Raw genomic sequence first — 19,917 nt, forward strand, 5'->3', positions numbered from 1 at the left:
CCCGCTATCGCTATGAGAGGTAAACACCCTGGTGGCAACGCACAATCCGATCCTAAACGACAAAATCTTTGGGTCCGTGGCTAAAAAAGAAGCCCTGCTGAAAACAAATTTCCTCCGATACTTCACCCGCTGCATCCTTGCCGGTGTTTATCTCACCCTCGGAACCGCATTCTCCGCACACGTTGGTCAAAAAGTAGAAAACTTAGCCCCAGGACTCGGCTCGGTCGCCTTCGCAATGTTCTTCTTCGTAGGACTCGCCTCCATCGTGATCCTCAACGCAGAACTCGTGACCAGCAACATGATGTACATGTCCTATGGCGTAGTCGGAAAAAAGATCCCATGGCACAAAGCAGCCCTCGTGCTCATCGTCTGCGTCATCGGCAACTTAGTCGGAGCCGTAATCATTGGCTGCCTGCTCGGACAATCGGCAGCCTACAGCGGATTGACCCCAGAATCATTCGTTTCTGTCACGCTCGACCACAAATTAGAAAAGCACTCCATGGGACTTTTCATAGAAGCAATGCTGGCCAATTTCGTGGTGAACATGGCAATCGTGGGCTGCGCGCTGATCAAAGATATCGCCGGAAAACTTATCTGGCTGATGTTCGTCATCGGCATGTTCGTAGGCCTTGGCCTCGAACACGTAGTAGCCAACTTTGGCCTCGTCACCCTCGTAGGCTTTGGTTCAGAAGTACATAGTGAATACTTCACCGCCGGCTACATCCTGCACAACTGGGGCATCGACTTCTTCGGCAACCTCGTTGGCGGCGGACTATGCATCGGCGGCGTATATGCATGGCTGAATCGCGGCAGCGAAAACTACCGCGATTAATTACAGATCCACAGCTCCTGCGTAGAGCTTGAACGTAGCATCACCCAGTGCTCCAATGAGCGTGATGCCTGCACGGTGGGCGTTGGCAATAGCGGAAGTAACCGCAGGCGCCGACGAAACCACAGTGCTACAACCACACAGCCGAGCAATCTCAACCACGGTGGCGTCGATAAGCCCTGTGGTGGCAAAAATAACGGCGTTACCAGTATCTTCGGATATCATCGCCGAACCCAGAACTTTCCAGCCGGCCTGATGAGCCGTGAGACACTCACGAACAACAACCTCGGCACCATCAGAACCGAAAATTCCAGCAGCATGCGTTGCAGCTGTTCTGCGCCTAAGGCCAGCCTGCTTAAGCAACCTACGAAATGCCGATTGGATCTGCTCCGGCGTGCACCGACACGTTGATGTTTGTACAGGTTCTGGGGAATCCTCGGCAAGGATGATGTCAATATCCATCCGGTTATAGGGATTAACCCCCGCTACCGATCCCGCACAATAACACGCTTGAGAAACCTGCTGTGCTGAAACAATCACCCCCTGTTGCCGCAGCATGCCGTGGATAAGCTCCACATCGTGCCCGCGGACGCGATCAACGGTGGTGTAAGGGGTGGCGTCGATAAGCACGCTCAGCTGCTCATCGTTTAACACAGTGCGCTGGCGCGTGCCGTGCTGCCACTGATCGTCTTCGCAAAAGAATGAATCAACAACAGTTAGCGAAGTTATACGTGCCATGAGTCTTCTTCACGTAGCAGCCACGCAGCACTATTAGCTGCAACGACATCGTGGCATTCCTCGGTGGACAACGCGATGTGCCAGCCTTTGGGGACTGCGACAGCCTGGTCGAAAGCGACGATCAGCATCACGTCACAACGTTGATCATCAGAATTGATGTACGCCAAACAATCCTGCTCCAACCACACAGGAGACAGCCGACCTCGTCCAAAGTTCAAGGACTTTCGGACCTGCAGCATGCGCCTAAAAAGCATGAGATCGGAATGGGGATCCGACTCTTGAGACGACACTGCCCGGTGCTCCCAGCCTTCTGGCTGCGGCAACCACGTTTGTCCGGTGGGGGAAAACCCAAGGCCTGGGCGTTGTAGCGTCCACGGCAGGGGGATGCGGCAGCCATCGCGGCCGGCTTCACGGTGCTCGGTCCGGAAATACGTGGGATCTTGGCGCAGGGCGTCGTCAAGCGTGGTGTGCTCTGGCAGATTAAGTTCCTCGCCCTGATAGATGTACACCGAACCTGGCAACGAATACATCAGCATATGCGCAGCGCGGGCGCGACGCGCACCGAGGTCAGCGTCAGGTTGCTCGTCGGTAGCGCGGATACCGTTAGGGCGCGCACCTGGGGTACTAAGCCCCAAGCGTGACGACGCGCGAACAACGTCATGGTTCGACATCACCCACGTCGCCGGCGACCCCGTAGGAGCAAGAGCCTCCAAGGACGTATGAATAATGCGCCCAAGATCCTCGGAACGCCACGGACAGATGAGGAAATCAAAATTAAACGCTTGGTTCATCTCATCCGGCTGAACATAATGAGCAATATCAGTTGCCGCATCAACCCAAGCCTCAGCAACCAAGGCGCGATTACCTGGGTATTCATCCAGAACCGTGCGCCAATGGCGGTAGATCTGATGGACTTCTTCGCGGTTCCACATTGGTGGCGGCGGAACATCCTCGGGACTGTCGTGCCCACCATCAACCATCGTCCAGTGGAACTGCCAGTCGGGCAGCTCTGGGTCTTTGGTAAGGCCATGGGCTACGTCAACGCGGAAACCATCGACTCCACGATCAAGCCAAAAACGAAGAATGCTATCAAAAAACTCGACTACTTCGTTGTTCGACCAATTAAGATCCGGCTGCGAAGAGTCAAATAAGTGCAGGTACCACGAGGTATCGTGCTCCCACGGAGAACCGGGGGCGTCGTCACGCGCACATACCTGAGTCCATGCGCTCCCGCCGAAAATAGACAACCAATCGTTAGGAGGCTCGCAGCCTTGCGGCCCCTTGCCCTCGCGGAACCAATAATGATTGCGCTCCGGAGAACCAAACCCCGCTTGTAATGCCTCACGAAACCACACGTGCTGATCGGAAGTGTGATTAGGAACGAGATCGAAAATCACCCGCAGGCCACGGCAATGAGCCTCGGAGATAAGCTCCTCCGCATCGGCGTTGGAGCCGAACAGCGGATCAACGCTGAAATAATCAGCAACATCATAACCGCCATCACGCTGCGGAGAAGTGTAAAAAGGTGACAACCAGATGGCATCTACGCCAAGGTCACGAACATAATCCAACCGAGAGGTAATTCCCCGAAGCGTTCCCATAGGTCCACCCGACGAAGCGAAGGACTTAGGGTAAATCTGGTAAATGGCAGCGTCACGCCACCAAGCATGGGGGTCTCTAGCATCCATAGACAACATTGTTACACGGACAAGATGACACCAGAAGTAGGACCTAACTCAACCACGCTGTGATCTGAGAGATCGGGATATGCAACATCACCACAACGGAAAAGCTCATGTGCCTGGGGCTGCTGAAGCTCAACGCGTACCGGCTTATTACCTGCATTGAGGGCAATAAACACGCTGTCGCCATGATGATGAGTACGGCGAAACACCATAACCTTGGGATGCTTCTTCAGGAGAGAACGATCAAACTCTAAATCAGCGAAGCCATCTAAAGCCGGCAGCTGAGAACGCAACTGAATGAGCTTTTGTACGTGATGGAACAACGAATCCGCACGCTCACGCTGCTGCGCCACATTCTGGGATGTATCAGTCATGGGGAGGTACAGGGGAGCGTCGCCAAGCGAAAAACCGCCGTTAGGCAACTGGGAATCCCAGCACATGGGGGTGCGCGACCCCGTGCGCACATAGCCGCCCTCTTTCGTAGGGATCTCCGCGTAGGGAAGACCAATTTCATCCCCGTAATAAATGAAAGGAAGGCCAGGCATAGTGAGTTGGAACAAGAAGAACAAAGCGCGTTCTTGTTCATTCAGGCGTGGTGCAAGACGCGGGCAGTCATGGTTACCGCTGATAAAACTAAACAGACCTGTCTCATGGGTGTGCTCCCATTGCGGCAAATACATGTCGAGAAACTCTTGGGCACCCGTAGCGGAATCAGAGTTAAAGAAACTTGCATCGTCGCGCCGCTCCAATGGGGTATCCGTGTTACGTGCCAAAAGGTTGTAACCATTGCCGCGCCAATCGAGGTAAAAGTCAGCGTCAAAGCCCGCCTCAAACGCTTGAGAAGGCGTACCCCACTCCGAGACAAAGATGGCATTAGGAAACTCGGCACGAACTCGGCTCAACATAGACTGCCAAATACCAATCGTGGCCCGCTTAGTGGTGCCGTCGTTTTTCACAAGCGAATCCGCCATATCCACGCGGAAACCATCGGCACCCTGCGACAACCAGTACTTCATAATCTCAACCATCGCGTCTTGGTTTGCCTGCGGGCCAGCGGCATCTACTGGCTGGTGCCATGGCTGGGTTACTTCTGCGAAACCATAATTGAGTGCAGGTTGAGACTTGAAGAAATTAATAATGTACGCACCGTTGCGGGGGTGTTCGCCGCCAATAAAAGCTAGCCCCGCACCGCCCTCAAATGCGTGCGAAGTCCAAATATAGCGGTCATCAAAATCTGTGTATTCACTAGCAGCACTTTGTTGAAACCAGGGGTGTTGTTCGCTGGTGTGGCCGGGAACGAGATCCAAGATAATGGCAATTCCGCGGGCATGCGCTTGGTGGAAAAGCTCCACTAAATCCTCATGGGTGCCGTACCGAGGAGCCACCTTTGTGTAGTCGCGCACATCGTAGCCGCCGTCTTTAAAAGGTGAATCAAAGCATGCGTTGAGCCAGATTCCGGTGATGCCAAGGTCGCTGAGATAGTCGAGTCGCGAGATGATTCCACGGAAATCTCCGATGCCGTCTTTGTTGGAATCGGCAAAGCTAGGAGGGTAAATCTGATAGAACGTTCCCGAGCTTAGCGTGGTGCGAGTTGGAAGGCTTTTCGACGTCATGCTCTCTATCGTACTGAGCTCACGCGAGGTGTTTTTTTCGTTGTGAGGCGTCGGTGAGGAACGCTGTGCTGCGGGGTGGGAGGTGTGAGGTTATTACCAGTGGGGTAGTGGGGGGGTAGTGGTGTGGGGATAAAAATATCTGCGAATTGGCTCATTTCTAGCTAAGGCTCTGTTAACATCTATCGGAAGTGGGGGATGTGGTTGTATCATATCGTTGCAGTTCGGGTGCACTCGTTGCGCTAAAAGTGCGATTTTCAGGTAATAAAAATGAAATTCCAGTGTAGTGTGTGCCTCAGGTAACTTGATAAAAATTTGTCGGGCTTAGTCACACAATATTAAGCTTACAGCTTGAATGGTGATTACCACCTAGCTTGAAACGTATCCGTGCTGGTCAACGGATTGGGCTAGGGGCTTTTGGGTAAACCATAAGTCTTTTTCTAACTGTAAAGGCGGTGTCGTGGATATGGTCCACACCAAGAAAATTCTCAGCGTAGTTGCTGCATCTACCCTGATCCTCACAGGCTGCTCCAGCGAGTCCGACTCCAGCAATAAAGCTTCCGATTCTGGCGCCTCCAACGAGGCAACTTTGACCGTTTGGGGTCCTCAGGAAGATCAGGATGGCGCTGACGGATGGCTCCAGTCAGTTCAGAAGGAATTCGAAAAGGCTCATCCTGATTACAAGATCACCTGGAAGAATTCGGTTGTTTCTGCAGCAGATGCAGGCAAGACGGTGAACCAAGATCCAAGTGCTGCAGCTGATGTATATGTATATGCCAATGACCAGCTAGGTTCGTTGCTCGATTCTGGTGCGGTTGGTGAGTTGTCAGATGATGGTATGAAGCAGCTCAAGGAACAAGCTGAAGACACCATGGTCGCTACTGTGACCGGCCAAGACGGCAAGGCATACGGTCTACCGATTGAGCCAAACACTTGGTTCATGTACTACAACAAGTCTAAGCTCAGCGCTGACGACGTCAAGTCTTTCGACACCATGCTGGAGAAAGCAAAGGTCTCTTTCCCAATCTCTAACTCTTGGTACTTCCCAGCTTTCTATGCTGGTGCAGGAGCGAAGTTCTTCGGTGATGACGGACTTAAAGCAGACGCAGGCATTGATTTGGGCGCTAAGGCTGGCGATGTAACCAAGTACCTCGCAAACGTTGTTCGTAATCCTAATTTTGTTAATGATGCTGATGGTTCCGGTATTGGCGGTATGAAGAACGGCTCTGTTGATGTTGTATTCTCTGGTTCATGGGATGCAAACAACGTCAAGGAAGCTCTCGGCGATAACTATGCTGTGGCATCTTTGCCTACCTTCAAACTTGATGGCAAAGATGTTCAGATGAAGGCATTTTCCGGTTCCAAGGCAATCGGCTACAACCCGAACACCAAGAACCCAAAGATCGCTTCTCAGTTCGCAGCATTCCTTGCTAACTCCCAGTCTCAGAAGTCTCACTTTGAAAAGAGCGGCGTTATCCCAGCAGATAAAACTCTCTCTACAGATGCAACTATTACCGCTGACCCAGTAGCTGGTGCACTGTTCGAGACAGTAGCAAAAGCTTCTATCCTGCAGCCAACTATCAAGAAGATGTCTGATTTCTGGGAGCCAGCAGAAAACTTTGGTAAAGGACTTGCCAATCGGGAGGTTGCACCTGAAAATGCTGCCCAAAAGACGGAAGCATGGGCGTCCACTCTGAAGTAGAAACTCTGGTTTTTCCAGAAACGTATGACGCTTTGTCATACGAGCCAACTAGATCGTGAGCCCAGTCCTAGTGCTGGGCTCACGGCATATACAGCCACAGGAAGGAAGTGCGGGCTCATGAAAACTGCGAGCCAACACGGTGGTTTAAAACTGAAAACAAAGAAAACCCAAAAACGCGAAGATGCCCCTAGCCCTTACTCGATGTCAAAGGCATGGAATAACGGCGACGGTATCACCAAAGCCTCGCTACTGGTTTTCGGTTTAGGCAACCTACTGCGCAAGCAGTTCGTTAAAGGTGCAGCGTTTCTTCTCATTGAGATCGCTGCCATCGCTTTCTTTGCAACTAAGGGCGTAAAAGCTCTGAAAGAACTCCCCGGTTTGGGCACCGGTGAATCAGAACGGGTCAAGGTTGACGGCTTTTGGGTCTACCAGAAGAGTGAGCCTTCGGTAGTTTTGCTCCTCAATGGCGTCGCCGCTGTTTTCTTGCTCATCGTTGTTCTTTGGCTTGCCACGCTCGCCATGCGCAGCGCATACAAAGCCCAGACTTTTGTCGAACAACGTGGTGATGCTCGTAGTCTAAAAGAAGATTTGTATGCTCTCACCGATGAAGACGCACCTATCTTATTAATGACACTCCCTACCGCTGGAATTATCATCTTCACGATATTGCCGCTTATCTTCATGATCAGCATGGCATTTACCAGCTACGACTCCGGTCATGTTCAAAAGTTCGACTGGGTAGGTTTAGAAAACTTTGCCAAAGTTTTTGCTAATGATGGTGGTGAAGTAAACCTTAAGTTGTTCATGAGCGTGCTGGTCTGGACGCTGACGTGGGCATTCTTCGCCACCTTCCTGAACTACTTCATCGGCATGTTCTTGGCTATGCTCATCGAGCGTAAAACCACTTATGGTAAGGCATTCTGGCGCGCAATCTTCTCGCTCTCTGTTGCTGTTCCGCAGTTCGTTACCCTTCTAGTTCTCCGCTCGATGCTGCAGCCAGAAGGCATTATCAACCGCATGCTGCTCGACGCCGGCTGGATCGACCAAAGCCTGCCATTCTTTACCGACGCAACATGGGCCCGTGTCACCGTTATCGTGATCAACCTGTGGATCGGTATTCCATACACCATCATGCAGGTCACCGGCATTTTGCAGAACATCCCAGGCGAGCTCTATGAGGCAGCGCGTCTCGACGGCGCAACGTGGTGGCAGACCTACCGGAATGTGACCCTGCCGTACATGTTCTTTGTGATGACCCCATACCTCATCACAACGTTCACTGCAAACGTGAACAACTTCAACGTGATCTATCTTCTCTCGCGTGGCGACCCAACGCCGATCGGTGCTTCCGCAGGTAAGACAGACCTTTTGATTACATGGCTGTACAAGCTCACCGTCGACCGCGGTGACTACAACGTCGGTGCAGTGATCGGTATCCTCACCTTCATTGTCTTGTCTGTCGTCGCCTTGATCACGTACCGCCGAAGCGGTTCGTACCGTAACGAGGAAGGATTCCAGTGATGAGCACTCATAAAGTTGCAATCAAAGGTAGTCAGCGACGCGCCCGTCGTCTGACAGACATTGCTGTTCACCTTTTCCTCTCCATCCTCGCAATCCTGTGGGTAATCCCGATTATCTGGGTGGTAGCCGAGAGCTTTAACAAAAACAGCGCTCCCTACACCTCAACGTTCTTCCCCAAGGAATACGGCTTTGATAACTACATCAAGCTCTTTACCGATCACTCGGTGCTGAACTTCCCCAAGATGTTCATGAACACCTTGATCATTGCGTGCTTTACCTGTGTTATCAGCGTGGTCTTTGTGCTGTTCGTCTCGTACTCCTTGAGTCGTCTGCGCTTCCGCTTCCGCAAGGTGTACATGAACATCGCCCTCGTCTTGGGTATGTTTCCAGGCATCATGGCCGTTGTTGCAATTTACTTTATCTTGAAGGCTGTGGGGCTTACCCAAGGTTGGACCACCAACCTTGCTCTGATCATCGTGTACTCGGCTGGTGCCGGCATGGGCTTCTACGTGATGAAGGGCTTCATGGACACCATCCCGATCTCCCTCGACGAAGCAGCGCTTCTCGATGGTTGCACGAGGTGGCAGGTCTTTACCAAGATTATTCTTCCGATCTCCAAGCCAATGATCGTGTATCAATCCATCGTGGCCTTCCTGACTCCATGGCTCGACTTCGTTCTTGCTAAGGCCATCGCCCGCACTCAGGAAAACTACACTGTTTCCCTTGGCCTGTGGAAGATGCTGGAGAAGGAATACATCTACGACTGGTTTGCTCGATTCGCTGCGGGTGCTGTCTGCGTTTCCATTCCGATTACAATTCTGTTTATCGTGATGCAGCGGTACTACCAGGAATCCATGGCAGGCTCGGTCAAGGGATAAAAACTAGCTTCATCAACGCCGTACTTGGCTTCTACCTGGAAGTCCTCGGGTACGGCGTTGTTGTGTGAAAAGGCGTGATTAGGTGGAAACAAAACGTAAAGGTTTAAGCCTGACAGCGCTTGCAGTCATAGCATTGGTGCTGCTGGCGCTAGGAATGCTGGGCAATGTTGTTGTGCAACCCACACATGATGGCTATCTGGATGCCAGCTTGGGGAAGCTCACAGTGGGCATGCTTTTAGAAACCGTATCGTGGGCCGCCGCACCTATTGTTTGTTGGCTTCTGGTCGTACTGATCAAACGCGGGGCGCCCTTTATTGGATTAGGTCTTCTCGCCATCGCTGTGGCAAGCGAGGTGCCCCATGACGTACTAACGCATCAAACATTGTGGACGGCTGAGTCCCAGAACCCCGCGTGGGCGTTGCTCGTGGCATGGATTGTTATCCAGGCTTTCCAGAGGCTTCCGCAGTCTCAGCTTCGGATTCCGCTGGCGGTTGCAGTTGTTATTGCGGCCTTGATCTGGATTTTTGGTTTTAGCCTTGGAACGCGGCTAGGTGTTGTTCCGCTAGGTTTTGGATACTTAGCTTTTACGTTGGTGTTTTATGCGTTGTGGGGTTCGGAAAACCGCATGATGTTTAGCGCTGGTGGCGTGGGAGCAACCATGTTTATCACGCCCGCGCTGGGCGTGGTGGTGCTGCACTATCGCCGTCCCCTTACCGAAACACTTGATCCGCTACCGCGGCTGGGGCTCGCAGTGGCGTATCCAGTACTTTTGGTGGTAGCGGCCGCGCTCAGTGTTGTCATTTAGCTGACATTGTGGTCTAACACGTGTTTTTCATCGGGGCGGTTGGGCAAGATTGTCTGAATATAAGACCTGACTTGGCTCATTTTGGTGTGTTGTAGTTCATATTGACGTTTCTGCCTGTGGGGTTGGGTATCAGAGTGCGGGTTTTGTCTGACTAAGCGGGTAGCGGTGGGGGTGCCGGTAGGCTGTTGAATATGTCACCGAGTATCCGCCGGGTCCCGACGGCGTCGGGTGCGACCGCTGTTCAAATCATCTGGCGGTACCGCAACCGCAAACCTGAAATCGAACACGTCGGCTCCGCCCATACCGACCACGATCTCGCAGCGCTGATGGTCAAGGCTCAGCGGCTTGTCGATGGCGAGCAAATTTCACTTGACCTCAAAGTGTTGCCTTCTGCGGTTGCTGTGTCTGGAACAGGCACGGTTGATAATCCCGTCACGGTATCCGGTGAACGCGCAGGTCTTCTCCTGGACGCGATTCGCGGGGCCTTCCAACTCCTTGGCCTGGATACGGCAAGCGGCAAGGACGAGGTGTTTTTCAACCTGGTCCAAGCCCGTATTATCTCGCCGGGTTCCAAGTTTGATTCCATTGAAACTCTGGCAGAAGTCGGCGTGGCCTCGGCTTCATACGCGACTATAAAGCGCTACCTTCCGCGGTATGCCGACAAAGACTTCCGCGACCAGATAACCCACGCGCTAGCCACACACGCGGCCATTGGTCCTGGTGTGATGGTTCTCTACGATGTGACAACCTTGTATTTTGAAACTGACGTGCCCGACGAGCTACGCAAACCCGGGTTTAGTAAAGAACGCCGACTCGAACCCCAGATCACTGTCGGGATGCTCACCGACTCCACCGGCTTGCCCTTGGCGATCGGCGCGTTTGAAGGCAATCGTGCGGAAACGCACACCATGTTGCCAATGATCCTGCGTCTTAAAGACGCCTACCACCTTGACGACATCACGATTGTTGCTGATGCTGGCATGTTTTCAGCCGCCAACAAGACCGCGATTATCGATGCCGGGTTGGACTACATTCTGGGCACGAAAGAACGCGAAATCCCAGAACCAATTAAAGCCTGGCTAGATGCAGCGGAAGGGCGCAGCTACACCGACTACGACGACGGACACATCTGGACCCACCGTCACCACAGCGACAAACGCCGCACCAGCGGCAAACCGCAGGCAGTGACCTATTACCAGTATTCCTACGATAGGGCTCGGCGCACAAGGCGCGGCATCGGCGAACAACTAGATAAAGCCCAGCGTGCTGTTGACGGAAAGATACCCGTCAAGCGGAATCGATACGTCAACCTCAAGGCCCCGAATAAGCAGGTCAACCACACCCTAGCCAACAAGCACCTAACCCTGGCCGGGATTAAAGGATACGAGACCTCACGCACAGACTTAAAACCCCAGGAAGTCATCGGTGCCTACCGGCGCCTGTTCACGATCGAGAAATCGTTCCGAATGGCGAAATCAGACCTGAAAGCCCGACCGATTTATCACCGTAAAGAAGACTCCATCCACGCACACCTAACCATTGTGATGGCCGCGATGGCCACAGGCCACGTGTTGGAACAAGCCACGGGCCTGTCGTTGAAGCGATTAGTGCGAACCCTGAAGAAATACCGGACGTTTACCGTCGAAATCGCAGGCCAGACCCTCCATGCACAAACCGACCTGCCCGCTGACATCCGCGAACTCACCGAAAAGCTGCCCCAACCGTCTGACTAAATTGAGCCAAGTCAGGCTGCACTATCGCCGTCCCCTTACCGAAACACTTGATCCGCTACCGCGGCTGGGGCTCGCAGTGGCGTATCCAGTACTTTTGGTGGTAGCGGCCGCGCTCAGTGTTGTCATTTAGCTGACATTGTGGTCTAACACGTGTTTTTCATCGGGGCGGTTGGGCAAGATTGTCTGAATATAAGATTGTGTGGCCTCGTGGAGGGGGACTTCGTGGCCACATTCCTCTGAGAGATACCACTGGTGTTCCACGATCTCATGAAATAGCTGTGCCGGTTGCAGACGTGACGCGAATTCTGTGGGGATGGAGGCAAGCGTGGGCTCAAAAACATTGGTGAGCCACTCGTGTGCCACCTGGTTGAGCGGAATGTGCTCTTTGTGCTTAACCGCGCGATATGTCTCAATCGCGTTGATAATTCTGCGGGCTTGGCGTTCTTGAACATCCAACCCGGTCATCCGCATGAGGGCGCGGTGATGGTGGCCTGCGTCAACAACGCGGGGACGCATCTGCAGCATTTCGGTGCCTTCTACTTGGGCGGGCTTGAGCTTTAATTCGCTGACATCAAATCCGAGGTCGTTGAGACGTTCGATGCGTTGTTGTACTCGCCAAGCTTCGGAGACGTTGATGGTTTGTTCACCGGTGAGTTCTTCCCATAACAGCTCGTATTTTTCGGCGATGCGGTTTCCTACTTCGATGGCGTCGACATCGCTGGGGAGAAGTTCGCCTGCTTGTAGATCCATAAGCTCGCCGATGATGTTGACGCGGGCGATTTCTACGTCGTAAAGCCGGCGTTGTTCGCTCAGCTGTGGCTGTAAATCGCCGGTTTCTGCGTCGACGAGGTAGCCGGAAAAAGCGTCGGCGTCACGACGGAACAAAGTGTTGGACAGGCTGACATCGCCCCAGAAGAAGTTGAGGAGGTGCAAACGTACGAGCAGCAGGGCGATGGAGTCGATCATGCGGGTGGCTGTTTCGGGGCGCATGAAGCGAGACACACTCGTTTGAGAAAACACAGCGCGATAGGGGAGCGAAAAGCTCAAATGCTCTGTGACTAGTGCGGGGGTGAGTGGCTGGCCGGTGGCGTCGACACGCCCTGTGATTACGGCAAGTGGTTGAACGGAGGGTGCACCGAGTCGATTGAGGTCGCGCAGCATTTTGTACTCGTGGTAGGCGGCTTTTTGTCCGATTTCTTTAATAGCAAAAACGTGGCTATCAACATTGACAAAGCGCACGGTATGGCGAGAGATACCGCGTGGCAGGCTGGCGAGTACGTCATCGGGCCAGTCTTCAAGCGGTACGCTCCAAGGCAGTTGCAGTAAAGCTGGGGCGATAGTTCCGTTGGTGATCTGCATCGACGGTTGCGGAGTAAACACCAAAACCTCCAAGGATGGTATGGGGAAATAAGGAAAGAGGCGGTGCCCAGACACCCTAGCGGTCTGGGCTAGGGCAGTGCTGAGACACCGCCTATGTATGCGGGGAGTGAGCTACTACTCAGGCAGGCGATCGCCGGTTGCCTTGGAGAAGTTGTGCTGTGCGCCCTCGCGGATACGGACGTGAACAACCGAACCAATAGGTGGAGCAGTGTGAGGTGCGGTACGGATGATGATCTGGTCGGTCGAGACATCATCTGGGTTAGCGTCCGTGCCGGAGCCGAGTCCGCCGCCACCAACGAGCTTGCCGTACATGAAGGCATCGGAACCGAGCTCTTCGACAAGGTGGAGTTTCACCGGAATGGTGTTCGGGGTTCCTTCTGGGACGATCTCGAGTGCCTCTGGGCGGAAGCCGATCACGATCTGGCCGTTGTCGGCTGGGGTGATGGCGTCGAGGGTTGCGTCGCTCAGTGGTACGCGGGCATTGCCGAGCACTGCGTGGTTGCCTTCGACGGTGAAGGTGCCCAAGTTCATGGCGGGGGAGCCAATGAAGCCAGCGACGAACTCATTTGCTGGCCGATCGTAGAGCTCGCGTGGGGTGCCCACTTGCTGGAGCTTGCCAAAGTTGAGAACGGCGATGCGGTCGCCCATGGTCAGTGCTTCCGTCTGGTCGTGGGTGACGTACAAGGTTGTCACGCCGAGCTTGCGCTGCAGCGCTGCAATCTGCGTACGGGTTTGAACACGAAGCTTTGCGTCCAAGTTAGATAGTGGCTCATCCATGAGGAAGACCTCTGGTTTACGCACGATAGCGCGGCCCATGGCAACACGCTGGCGCTGGCCACCGGAGAGTGCCTTTGGCTTGCGGTCGAGGAACGCGGTGAGATCCAAGGTGCGTGCGGCCTCTTCGACACGACGATCGATCTCTTCCTTGGGGCGCTTATCAATCTTGAGTGCAAAGCCCATGTTCTCGCGCACTGTCATGTGGGGGTACAGGGCGTAGTTCTGAAACACCATAGCGATGTCGCGGTCGCGTGGTGGCATGTCGGTGACGTCGCGCTCACCAATCAAAATGCGACCGTCGTTGACCTCTTCTAGGCCAGCGAGCATGCGCAGGGTGGTGGACTTACCGCAGCCGGAAGGTCCGACGAGAACCAAAAATTCGCCATCTGCGATGTCAAGGGTGAATTTGTCTACCGATGGGGTAGTGGCGCCTGGGTAGATGCGTGTTGCGGCATCAAAGGTTACTGAAGCCATGAGTGGCAACTCCATTCTTTATCGGCAGGTACGTGCCGAACGATCCGAGTAGAAGAAATAAAGTGCGCGCTACGAGAACTGCGGCTAGGGAAAGCGCCGTTGCTCTGGGTATTTGCGTCAGTGACATAGTACGCGATAAAACGTGAGATTTTGCGGAACTAACCCCATGAGAGATCTACATCTCATTCAGTATGCAATTCTTTTTAGACTTTTATTAGATAACTTGGTTAGGGCTGCCTAAAAGTCGTGGGTGGGGTAACTAGTGAACTGTAGTAATACGGTGGTAGGGTAGACCGGTCAAATATATCCAGCCACGGTTTTAGCAGGTGGGTGGTTGCGTTACGACGTTCCTATGCTTGGCTTTCGCGGTTTTTCTTCGCGCGGGTGGGTGGAATGTTGAATGTGGCTTCACATTTCTAAGGCTTAGGGCATACGTTTACACACATCTCCTATCGCTTTGGGGGTGGTACGAGAACCAGGAGGCTAAGTGTCTGCGATTTTTCAGGCATTCCGAGATGCGGATCTTCGCAAGAAGATTCTGATCACCATCGCGTTGATCATCTTGTACCGAATCGGTGCGCAGATCCCGTCCCCGGGTGTTGATTACGCGTCGATTAGCGGTCGGCTTCGTGAGCTGACGTCGGACTCTTCGAGCGTCTACTCACTGATTAACCTGTTTTCGGGCGGAGCCCTGCTGCAGCTGTCGATCTTTGCTATCGGTGTGATGCCGTACATTACGGCGTCGATCATCGTGCAGCTGCTAACGGTTGTGATCCCTAAGTTTGAGGAACTCAAAAAAGAGGGACAATCCGGTCAAGCAAAGATGGATCAGTACATGCGTTATCTCACCTTAGGTCTTGCGCTGCTGCAATCCTCGGGCATCGTTGCTCTTGCTGACCGTGAGCAGCTGTTGGGTAGTGGTGTTTCGGTGTTGAAGGAAGACCGCAACCTGTGGACCTTGGTCATGCTGGTGTTGGTCATGTCCGCCGGCGCCATCTTGGTGATGTGGCTCGGTGAGATCATCACTGAGCGCGGTATCGGTAACGGTATGTCCCTCTTGATCTTCGCAGGTATCGCAACTCGCATTCCTTCAGATGGTGCCAACATCTTTAACTCTTCCGGCGGCGTTGTGTTCGCTGTGGTTCTTGTTGCTGTGATCGTCTTGGTCGTGGGTGTGGTCTTCGTTGAGCAAGGCCAGCGCCGTATCCCAGTGCAGTACGCAAAGCGCATGGTGGGACGTCGTCAGTACGGTGGCTCTTCTACCTACCTGCCTCTTAAGGTCAACCAAGCCGGCGTTATCCCCGTGATCTTCGCATCCTCTTTGATCTACATGCCAGTGCTGATCACCCAGATCATCAACTCCGGTTCCACCGAAGTTTCGGATAACTGGTGGCAGCGCAACGTTATTCAGTACCTGCAAACGCCATCCTCATGGCAGTACATCTTGTTGTACTTTGCGCTCATTATCTTCTTCTCTTACTTCTACGTTTCCGTGCAATATGACCCCAATGAGCAAGCGGACAACATGAAGAAGTACGGTGGTTTTATCCCAGGAATCCGCCCAGGCCGTCCTACGGCGGAGTATCTTGGATATGTGATGAACCGACTCCTGTTCGTCGGTGCGCTGTATCTTGGTATCATCGCTGTTTTGCCTAACATCGCTCTCGACTTGGGCGTTGGGGCAAGCTCTGCTGGATCAACACCATTCGGCGGTACTGCAATTTTGATTATGGTTTCCGTGGCTTTGACAACCGTCAAGCAGATCGAAAGCCAGCTACTGCAAAGCAACTACGAAGGACTTCTTAAATAATGCGACTCGTACTTCTTGGACCTCCCGGTGCTGGCAAAGGCACCCAAGCGGCTATCCTCTCCGAAAAGCTGCGCATTCCTCACATCTCTACCGGTGACCTGTTCCGCGCCAATATTGGCGAGGGCACCCCACTGGGTAAGGAAGCAAAATCTTATATTGATGCCGGCAAGCTTGTGCCTACCGACGTCACTGCGCGCATGGTGAAGGCTCGCCTCCAAGAAGACGACGCAGAGGTTGGATTCCTTCTTGACGGCTTCCCACGCACTGTTGAGCAGGCTGAGATCCTCAAGGAAATGCTGGAAGAATTCGGCGCTGAACTCAACGGTGTTATTAACTACGAAGTCTCTGAGGATGTAGTAGTTGAGCGCATGCTTGCTCGTGGCCGTGCGGACGACAACGAAGACACCATCCGCACCCGTCTGCAGGTTTACCGCCACGAAACTGCACCACTGATCCGCCACTATGGTGACGACATCATCACCATCAAGGCAGAGGGCAGCATCGAGGACATCAATGTTCGCACCCTCGGAGCACTGGGCAAATAATCTAGCTCTTATATAGCTCCACATAACGTTGAAATCCGAGGCGTTTTCCGTGACACCACGCAGGGGAACGATCCTCGGATTTTTCATGAACACAACAGAAAGAAAACACAGCCATGGGCTTTAGGTCTAAGCGAAAAGTAATCCCAGCAAAAACCCTAGGTGAGCTTGACGCCATGCAGGCGGCGGGCGAAATCGTCGGCGAAGCTCTCCAAGCGGTGCGCGCCGCGGCAGCCGTTGGAGTAAGCACCCTTGAGCTCGACGCTATCGCCGAGCAGACCATCCGTGATCGTGGAGCAATCCCGACCTTTAAAGGCTACGGTGGATTCCCAGGCTCTATTTGTGCCTCGGTAAACGACGTTATCGTGCACGGAATCCCCAACAAAGAAACCATCCTCAAAGAAGGTGACCTGGTTTCCATCGACTGCGGTGCCACACTAGACGGTTGGGTAGGCGACTCCGCATGGACATTCGGTGTTGGCACCCTAAGCGACGATGTACGTGCGCTGAACGAGGCCACCGAGTGGGTTCTCTATGAAGGCATGAAGGCAATGATCCCTGGTAACAGGCTTACCGACGTCTCCCACGCCCTAGAGATGGCCACCCGCGCAGCGGAAAAGAAATTCAACGTACGCCTCGGCATTGTCGACGGCTACGGTGGCCACGGAATCGGCCACGAAATGCACGAAGAGCCCTACCTAGCAAACGAGGGTAAAGGCGGCCGCGGCCCAATGATCCAAGAAGGATCGGTACTGGCCATCGAGCCCATGCTGACCCTTGGATCCGTAGATTCCATCGTGCTCGCCGACGAATGGACCGTAGTTACCGACGATAACTCTTGGTCCTCACACTGGGAGCACACTGTTGCGGCAACCAACGATGGTCCTAGGATTTTGACTCCGCGAAAGTAATAGAACTTTCGGATAACTAAGCGGTGGTTGGTTGTGGTAATACACAATCGACCACCATTTTATTTTCGGTATGGGGGTAAGGGGTGGGGGTATTTGTATACGTTTGCATGGCGATATTTTGCATGAATTTTATGATGGCCGTTACAAAAATGCACTTCTTGTGATAGTTTCTCATTGCTGAATTATCGTTATGGACAATGGCTCAGTAGGACAATCGAGTCCACACCACTCCCTTTTGTTTGTGACTTTGGGGCACGTGCAAGGTGGGGACATCAGACCTCCAACGTCCATAGTGTTTCTCATCTCACGTAGGAAAGGGAATTCCCGTGCAAAAACCAAAGCATGCCATCGGGCGCACTCTGCTCGGACTCACTGCTGCAATTTCACTAACAGCCCAAACACTGGGTACACCTGTGCTCGCACAAGAAAAGTCAGATCTTGGAACCGTCCAAAGCCCCTCAATCATTCCGGGTGGCGCAGAAGTAGGACTTTTCGACGCAGCACCACCATCGGAACCAGTGTTCGGTGCGGCCGGTGGCATGGGTTTGCCGGAGGCTCAAACTCAGCCAGTGTTTGAAAAGAAAATTATTCGGGATGTTGACCCATCAGGTCAACGATGCGTGCGTATTCCTGCAATTGTGACAGCAGAAGATGGCTCTTTGCTAGTGGCTTTTGATAATCGACGTGGGTCGGGTACCAATTGTCCAGATGCTCCTTTTAAGGTCGGGAATTCGAAGGATCCAAGCCTTCAAACAGATATTGAACTATATCGATCAACTGATAGTGGAAAGAATTTCGAAAAAGCTGGATTTATTGCTCAAGGGACTAGGGACCCTAGAGGACTTTCTTATACAGATCCCGCAATGGTCGTTGACCGGACAACTGGAAAAATATTTGCATTCTTCGTGCGTGCGCTAGATCAGCGTGTGGCGCAAGCGAGCGCTGGCTATCATGAAGGTGACGCTGCAGGTCAGATTAATAATCGATCTGTGCAGGACACTATTGTTATTGAATCTAATGACGATGGCCAGACCTGGGAAAATATGCGTTTAATTAGTCACTTGACTGGGCAGGTGAAGGTAAATGGTCGAACTTACCAAGGTCGGGGCCGCTTTGTAACCTCAGGGTCAGGTATCCAGCTTCGATATGGTGAACATGCTGGTCGATTGATCGTTCCGATCGCAGTGGATGTTGAACCGTCCTCGTCAGCTAAGTTTGTGAATTTGGCAATTTATTCAGATAACGGCGGTGAAACATGGGAAATTGGAGAAGGAATCGCTGGTGATGGAGCGCGTAGCGGTGACGAAAATAAACTAGTTGAACTTTCGGACGGAACTCTCATGATGAATTCGAAAGAATTTGGGGGGAGTACTCGCTGGACTGCATATTCTACCGATCAGGGATTAACTTGGGGAAACTTAAAATCCACGGTTTTTGCGCCACCGCAGCATCCTTCTAAATTCAACGAAGCAATTAACGTGGGACTGATTAGGGCGTACCCTAATGCACCGCAAGGTAGTGCAGCAGCCAAAGTGCTTCTTCATTCGGCACCGATTGAACACCGGACAGATCGAGATAGTGGACGCCGCAATGGCTGGGTGATGGCGTCGTGTGATGATGGCAAAACATGGAAACATGGTCGGCAAATTGAAGAAGGGCCATTCCAGTATTCGGTAATGACCCCGATGGAAGACGGCACCATTGGTATGGCGTATGAATCTATAAATTCTCAAGGTCTGATCATAAAATTTGCCAAGTTCAACATGTCATGGCTGGGGGCCGACTGCCTGAGTGAAAAGACCACTGGTATTGCGCCGAAGCTTGATCCAAAGGTTGTGGCTAAGGCTGAGGAAGCGGCTAAGGCTGCTCTGAAGGCAGATGCCAAGGTACAGGAGCTAGTCGATAAGCTTGGTGCTTCGAAGGCAAATGATGTGATGCTGCGTCAGGAATTGGCTGCTGCTGAGGCGGACGCCGCTAAGGCACATGCTGCTGCTGAGGAGGCAAAAGCTGCTGTTGCGCAGGCGGAAGAAGCCATGCGGGCTGCCGTCGAGGAGATGCAGGTGCAGCTCGACAGTATGAAAGAACAAGCTGTAAAAAACTGAAGGTGAGATGGCTGAACAGGCTGCAGCGCTGGAAAGGCAAAGCTACAGCTGAAAGAAGCTGGTGAAAAGAATGCCGAATTGCAGGCAAAGCTTCAAGAGGTTGAAACCCAGCTGGCGGAGTCCCGTGAAAAAGCTGCAGCACTAGTACAACAAGCCAAAGAGCAATCGAAGGTCGTTAAAGATGTAACCGAGCAGGTAGTAAAAGAAGTCCCAGGTGACAAGGAGGATGCCGCAGTTCCAGCTGAAAAGAAGGGCTTCTCTCATCGGACTGCTCGGAATGGGACTGCCAATTTTGGTTGCGATCTTCAACGCGGTCCGTCAGTTCCTCCATATATAAGGAATAATGCCAAAAGAATTGGTGTAAGAATCAAATTGGCAAGAGGTAAGAAACTTTTACCCCAGCTGTGAGTGTTGCCGGCG

The 19,917-nt window shown here is 52.9% G+C and carries 15 protein-coding genes and 2 pseudogenes; 12 read left to right on the forward strand and 5 right to left on the reverse strand.

Annotated elements, in window-relative coordinates; translation table 11 throughout:
- Positions 1-31 precede the first annotated feature (31 nt).
- Entirely contained in the window at positions 32-832 is an 801-nt protein-coding gene (locus tag ABMV07_RS02660) for a formate/nitrite transporter family protein (protein WP_196977143.1), read from the forward strand.
- On the opposite strand, the gene ABMV07_RS02665 is transcribed toward ABMV07_RS02660, so the two are convergent.
- The 3 genes and pseudogenes from ABMV07_RS02665 to ABMV07_RS02675 form a co-directional block, all read right to left on the reverse strand.
- Positions 833-1,567 carry a formate dehydrogenase accessory sulfurtransferase FdhD gene (locus ABMV07_RS02665; protein WP_196977144.1) on the reverse strand — a complete coding sequence of 245 codons (735 nt, stop codon included), beginning with the start codon at positions 1,565-1,567 and terminating at the stop codon, positions 833-835.
- On the reverse strand, positions 1,555-3,264 hold the full coding sequence (locus ABMV07_RS02670; protein ID WP_088267702.1) for a glycoside hydrolase family 13 protein: 1,710 nt from the start codon (positions 3,262-3,264) through the stop codon (positions 1,555-1,557). Before ABMV07_RS02670 ends, ABMV07_RS02665 begins: the two co-directional genes overlap by 13 nt.
- 2 nt (positions 3,265-3,266) lie before the next feature.
- Positions 3,267-5,048: pseudogene (locus ABMV07_RS02675) on the reverse strand (alpha-amylase family glycosyl hydrolase).
- A gap of 280 nt (positions 5,049-5,328) precedes the next feature.
- Here ABMV07_RS02675 and ABMV07_RS02680 point away from each other — a divergent pair.
- The 6 genes and pseudogenes from ABMV07_RS02680 to ABMV07_RS02705 all read left to right on the forward strand — a co-directional run.
- Positions 5,329-6,564 (forward strand): extracellular solute-binding protein, encoded by a 1,236-nt coding sequence (locus tag ABMV07_RS02680; RefSeq protein ID WP_197688561.1) that lies wholly within the window; start codon positions 5,329-5,331, stop codon positions 6,562-6,564.
- A 117-nt stretch (positions 6,565-6,681) separates the two neighbouring features.
- Positions 6,682-8,085, forward strand: a complete 1,404-nt coding sequence (locus ABMV07_RS02685) for a carbohydrate ABC transporter permease (RefSeq protein ID WP_196977145.1) — start codon at positions 6,682-6,684, stop codon at positions 8,083-8,085.
- The gene (locus ABMV07_RS02690) at positions 8,085-8,963 is read left to right on the forward strand and encodes a sugar ABC transporter permease (protein WP_088267699.1); all 879 of its coding nucleotides are present in this window, start codon (positions 8,085-8,087) and stop codon (positions 8,961-8,963) included. Before ABMV07_RS02685 ends, ABMV07_RS02690 begins: the two co-directional genes overlap by 1 nt.
- Positions 8,964-9,045: 82 nt before the next feature.
- Positions 9,046-9,768 (forward strand): ABC transporter, encoded by a 723-nt coding sequence (locus ABMV07_RS02695; protein ID WP_371891129.1) that lies wholly within the window; start codon positions 9,046-9,048, stop codon positions 9,766-9,768.
- 191 nt (positions 9,769-9,959) lie between these two features.
- On the forward strand, positions 9,960-11,501 hold the full coding sequence (locus ABMV07_RS02700) for an IS1634 family transposase (protein WP_374064146.1): 1,542 nt from the start codon (positions 9,960-9,962) through the stop codon (positions 11,499-11,501).
- A gap of 1 nt (position 11,502) precedes the next feature.
- Positions 11,503-11,631, forward strand: a pseudogene (locus ABMV07_RS02705) (ABC transporter); the annotation flags it as partial.
- On the opposite strand, the gene ABMV07_RS02710 reads toward ABMV07_RS02705, so the two are convergent.
- Positions 11,628-12,881 carry a DUF4032 domain-containing protein gene (locus ABMV07_RS02710; RefSeq protein ID WP_088267697.1) on the reverse strand — a complete coding sequence of 418 codons (1,254 nt, stop codon included), beginning with the start codon at positions 12,879-12,881 and terminating at the stop codon, positions 11,628-11,630. The pseudogene ABMV07_RS02705 and the gene ABMV07_RS02710 overlap by 4 nt on opposite strands.
- 114 nt (positions 12,882-12,995) lie before the next feature.
- Complete coding sequence (locus ABMV07_RS02715) at positions 12,996-14,132, reverse strand: ABC transporter ATP-binding protein (protein ID WP_088267696.1); 1,137 nt, start codon at positions 14,130-14,132, stop codon at positions 12,996-12,998.
- Positions 14,133-14,619: 487 nt separating this feature from the next.
- On the opposite strand from ABMV07_RS02715, the gene secY reads away from it, so the two are divergent.
- The 5 genes from secY to ABMV07_RS02740 all read left to right on the forward strand — a co-directional run bounded on the left by secY (position 14,620) and on the right by ABMV07_RS02740 (position 19,905).
- Positions 14,620-15,942, forward strand: coding sequence for a preprotein translocase subunit SecY (secY, locus tag ABMV07_RS02720; protein ID WP_374064845.1), 1,323 nt, complete (start codon positions 14,620-14,622; stop codon positions 15,940-15,942).
- Entirely contained in the window at positions 15,942-16,487 is a 546-nt protein-coding gene (locus tag ABMV07_RS02725) for an adenylate kinase (RefSeq protein WP_088267694.1), read from the forward strand. The genes secY and ABMV07_RS02725 overlap by 1 nt, the downstream gene beginning before the upstream one ends.
- A 113-nt stretch (positions 16,488-16,600) precedes the next feature.
- Positions 16,601-17,395, forward strand: a complete 795-nt coding sequence (gene map / locus ABMV07_RS02730) for a type I methionyl aminopeptidase (protein ID WP_088267693.1) — start codon at positions 16,601-16,603, stop codon at positions 17,393-17,395.
- A gap of 413 nt (positions 17,396-17,808) precedes the next feature.
- Positions 17,809-19,497 (forward strand): exo-alpha-sialidase, encoded by a 1,689-nt coding sequence (locus tag ABMV07_RS02735; RefSeq protein WP_281510552.1) that lies wholly within the window; start codon positions 17,809-17,811, stop codon positions 19,495-19,497.
- A 78-nt stretch (positions 19,498-19,575) separates the two neighbouring features.
- Entirely contained in the window at positions 19,576-19,905 is a 330-nt protein-coding gene (locus ABMV07_RS02740) for a hypothetical protein (protein WP_234914135.1), read from the forward strand.
- Positions 19,906-19,917: the final 12 nt, after the last annotated feature.

Source organism: Corynebacterium belfantii (assembly GCF_041898185.1).
In the GTDB taxonomy this organism is placed as follows: domain Bacteria; phylum Actinomycetota; class Actinomycetes; order Mycobacteriales; family Mycobacteriaceae; genus Corynebacterium; species Corynebacterium belfantii.

Bases quoted from the DNA above. Each gene is read 5' to 3' on its own strand.
- ABMV07_RS02665 (WP_196977144.1), bottom strand. From the start codon at position 1,567: ATGGCACGTATAACTTCGCTAACTGTTGTTGATTCATTCTTTTGCGAA.
- ABMV07_RS02670 (WP_088267702.1), bottom strand. From the start codon at position 3,264: ATGTTGTCTATGGATGCTAGAGACCCCCATGCTTGGTGGCGTGACGCT.
- ABMV07_RS02680 (WP_197688561.1), top strand. From the start codon at position 5,329: ATGGTCCACACCAAGAAAATTCTCAGCGTAGTTGCTGCATCTACCCTG.
- ABMV07_RS02685 (WP_196977145.1), top strand. From the start codon at position 6,682: ATGAAAACTGCGAGCCAACACGGTGGTTTAAAACTGAAAACAAAGAAA.
- ABMV07_RS02690 (WP_088267699.1), top strand. From the start codon at position 8,085: ATGAGCACTCATAAAGTTGCAATCAAAGGTAGTCAGCGACGCGCCCGT.
- ABMV07_RS02700 (WP_374064146.1), top strand. From the start codon at position 9,960: ATGTCACCGAGTATCCGCCGGGTCCCGACGGCGTCGGGTGCGACCGCT.
- ABMV07_RS02715 (WP_088267696.1), bottom strand. From the start codon at position 14,132: ATGGCTTCAGTAACCTTTGATGCCGCAACACGCATCTACCCAGGCGCC.
- ABMV07_RS02725 (WP_088267694.1), top strand. From the start codon at position 15,942: ATGCGACTCGTACTTCTTGGACCTCCCGGTGCTGGCAAAGGCACCCAA.
- map (WP_088267693.1), top strand. From the start codon at position 16,601: ATGGGCTTTAGGTCTAAGCGAAAAGTAATCCCAGCAAAAACCCTAGGT.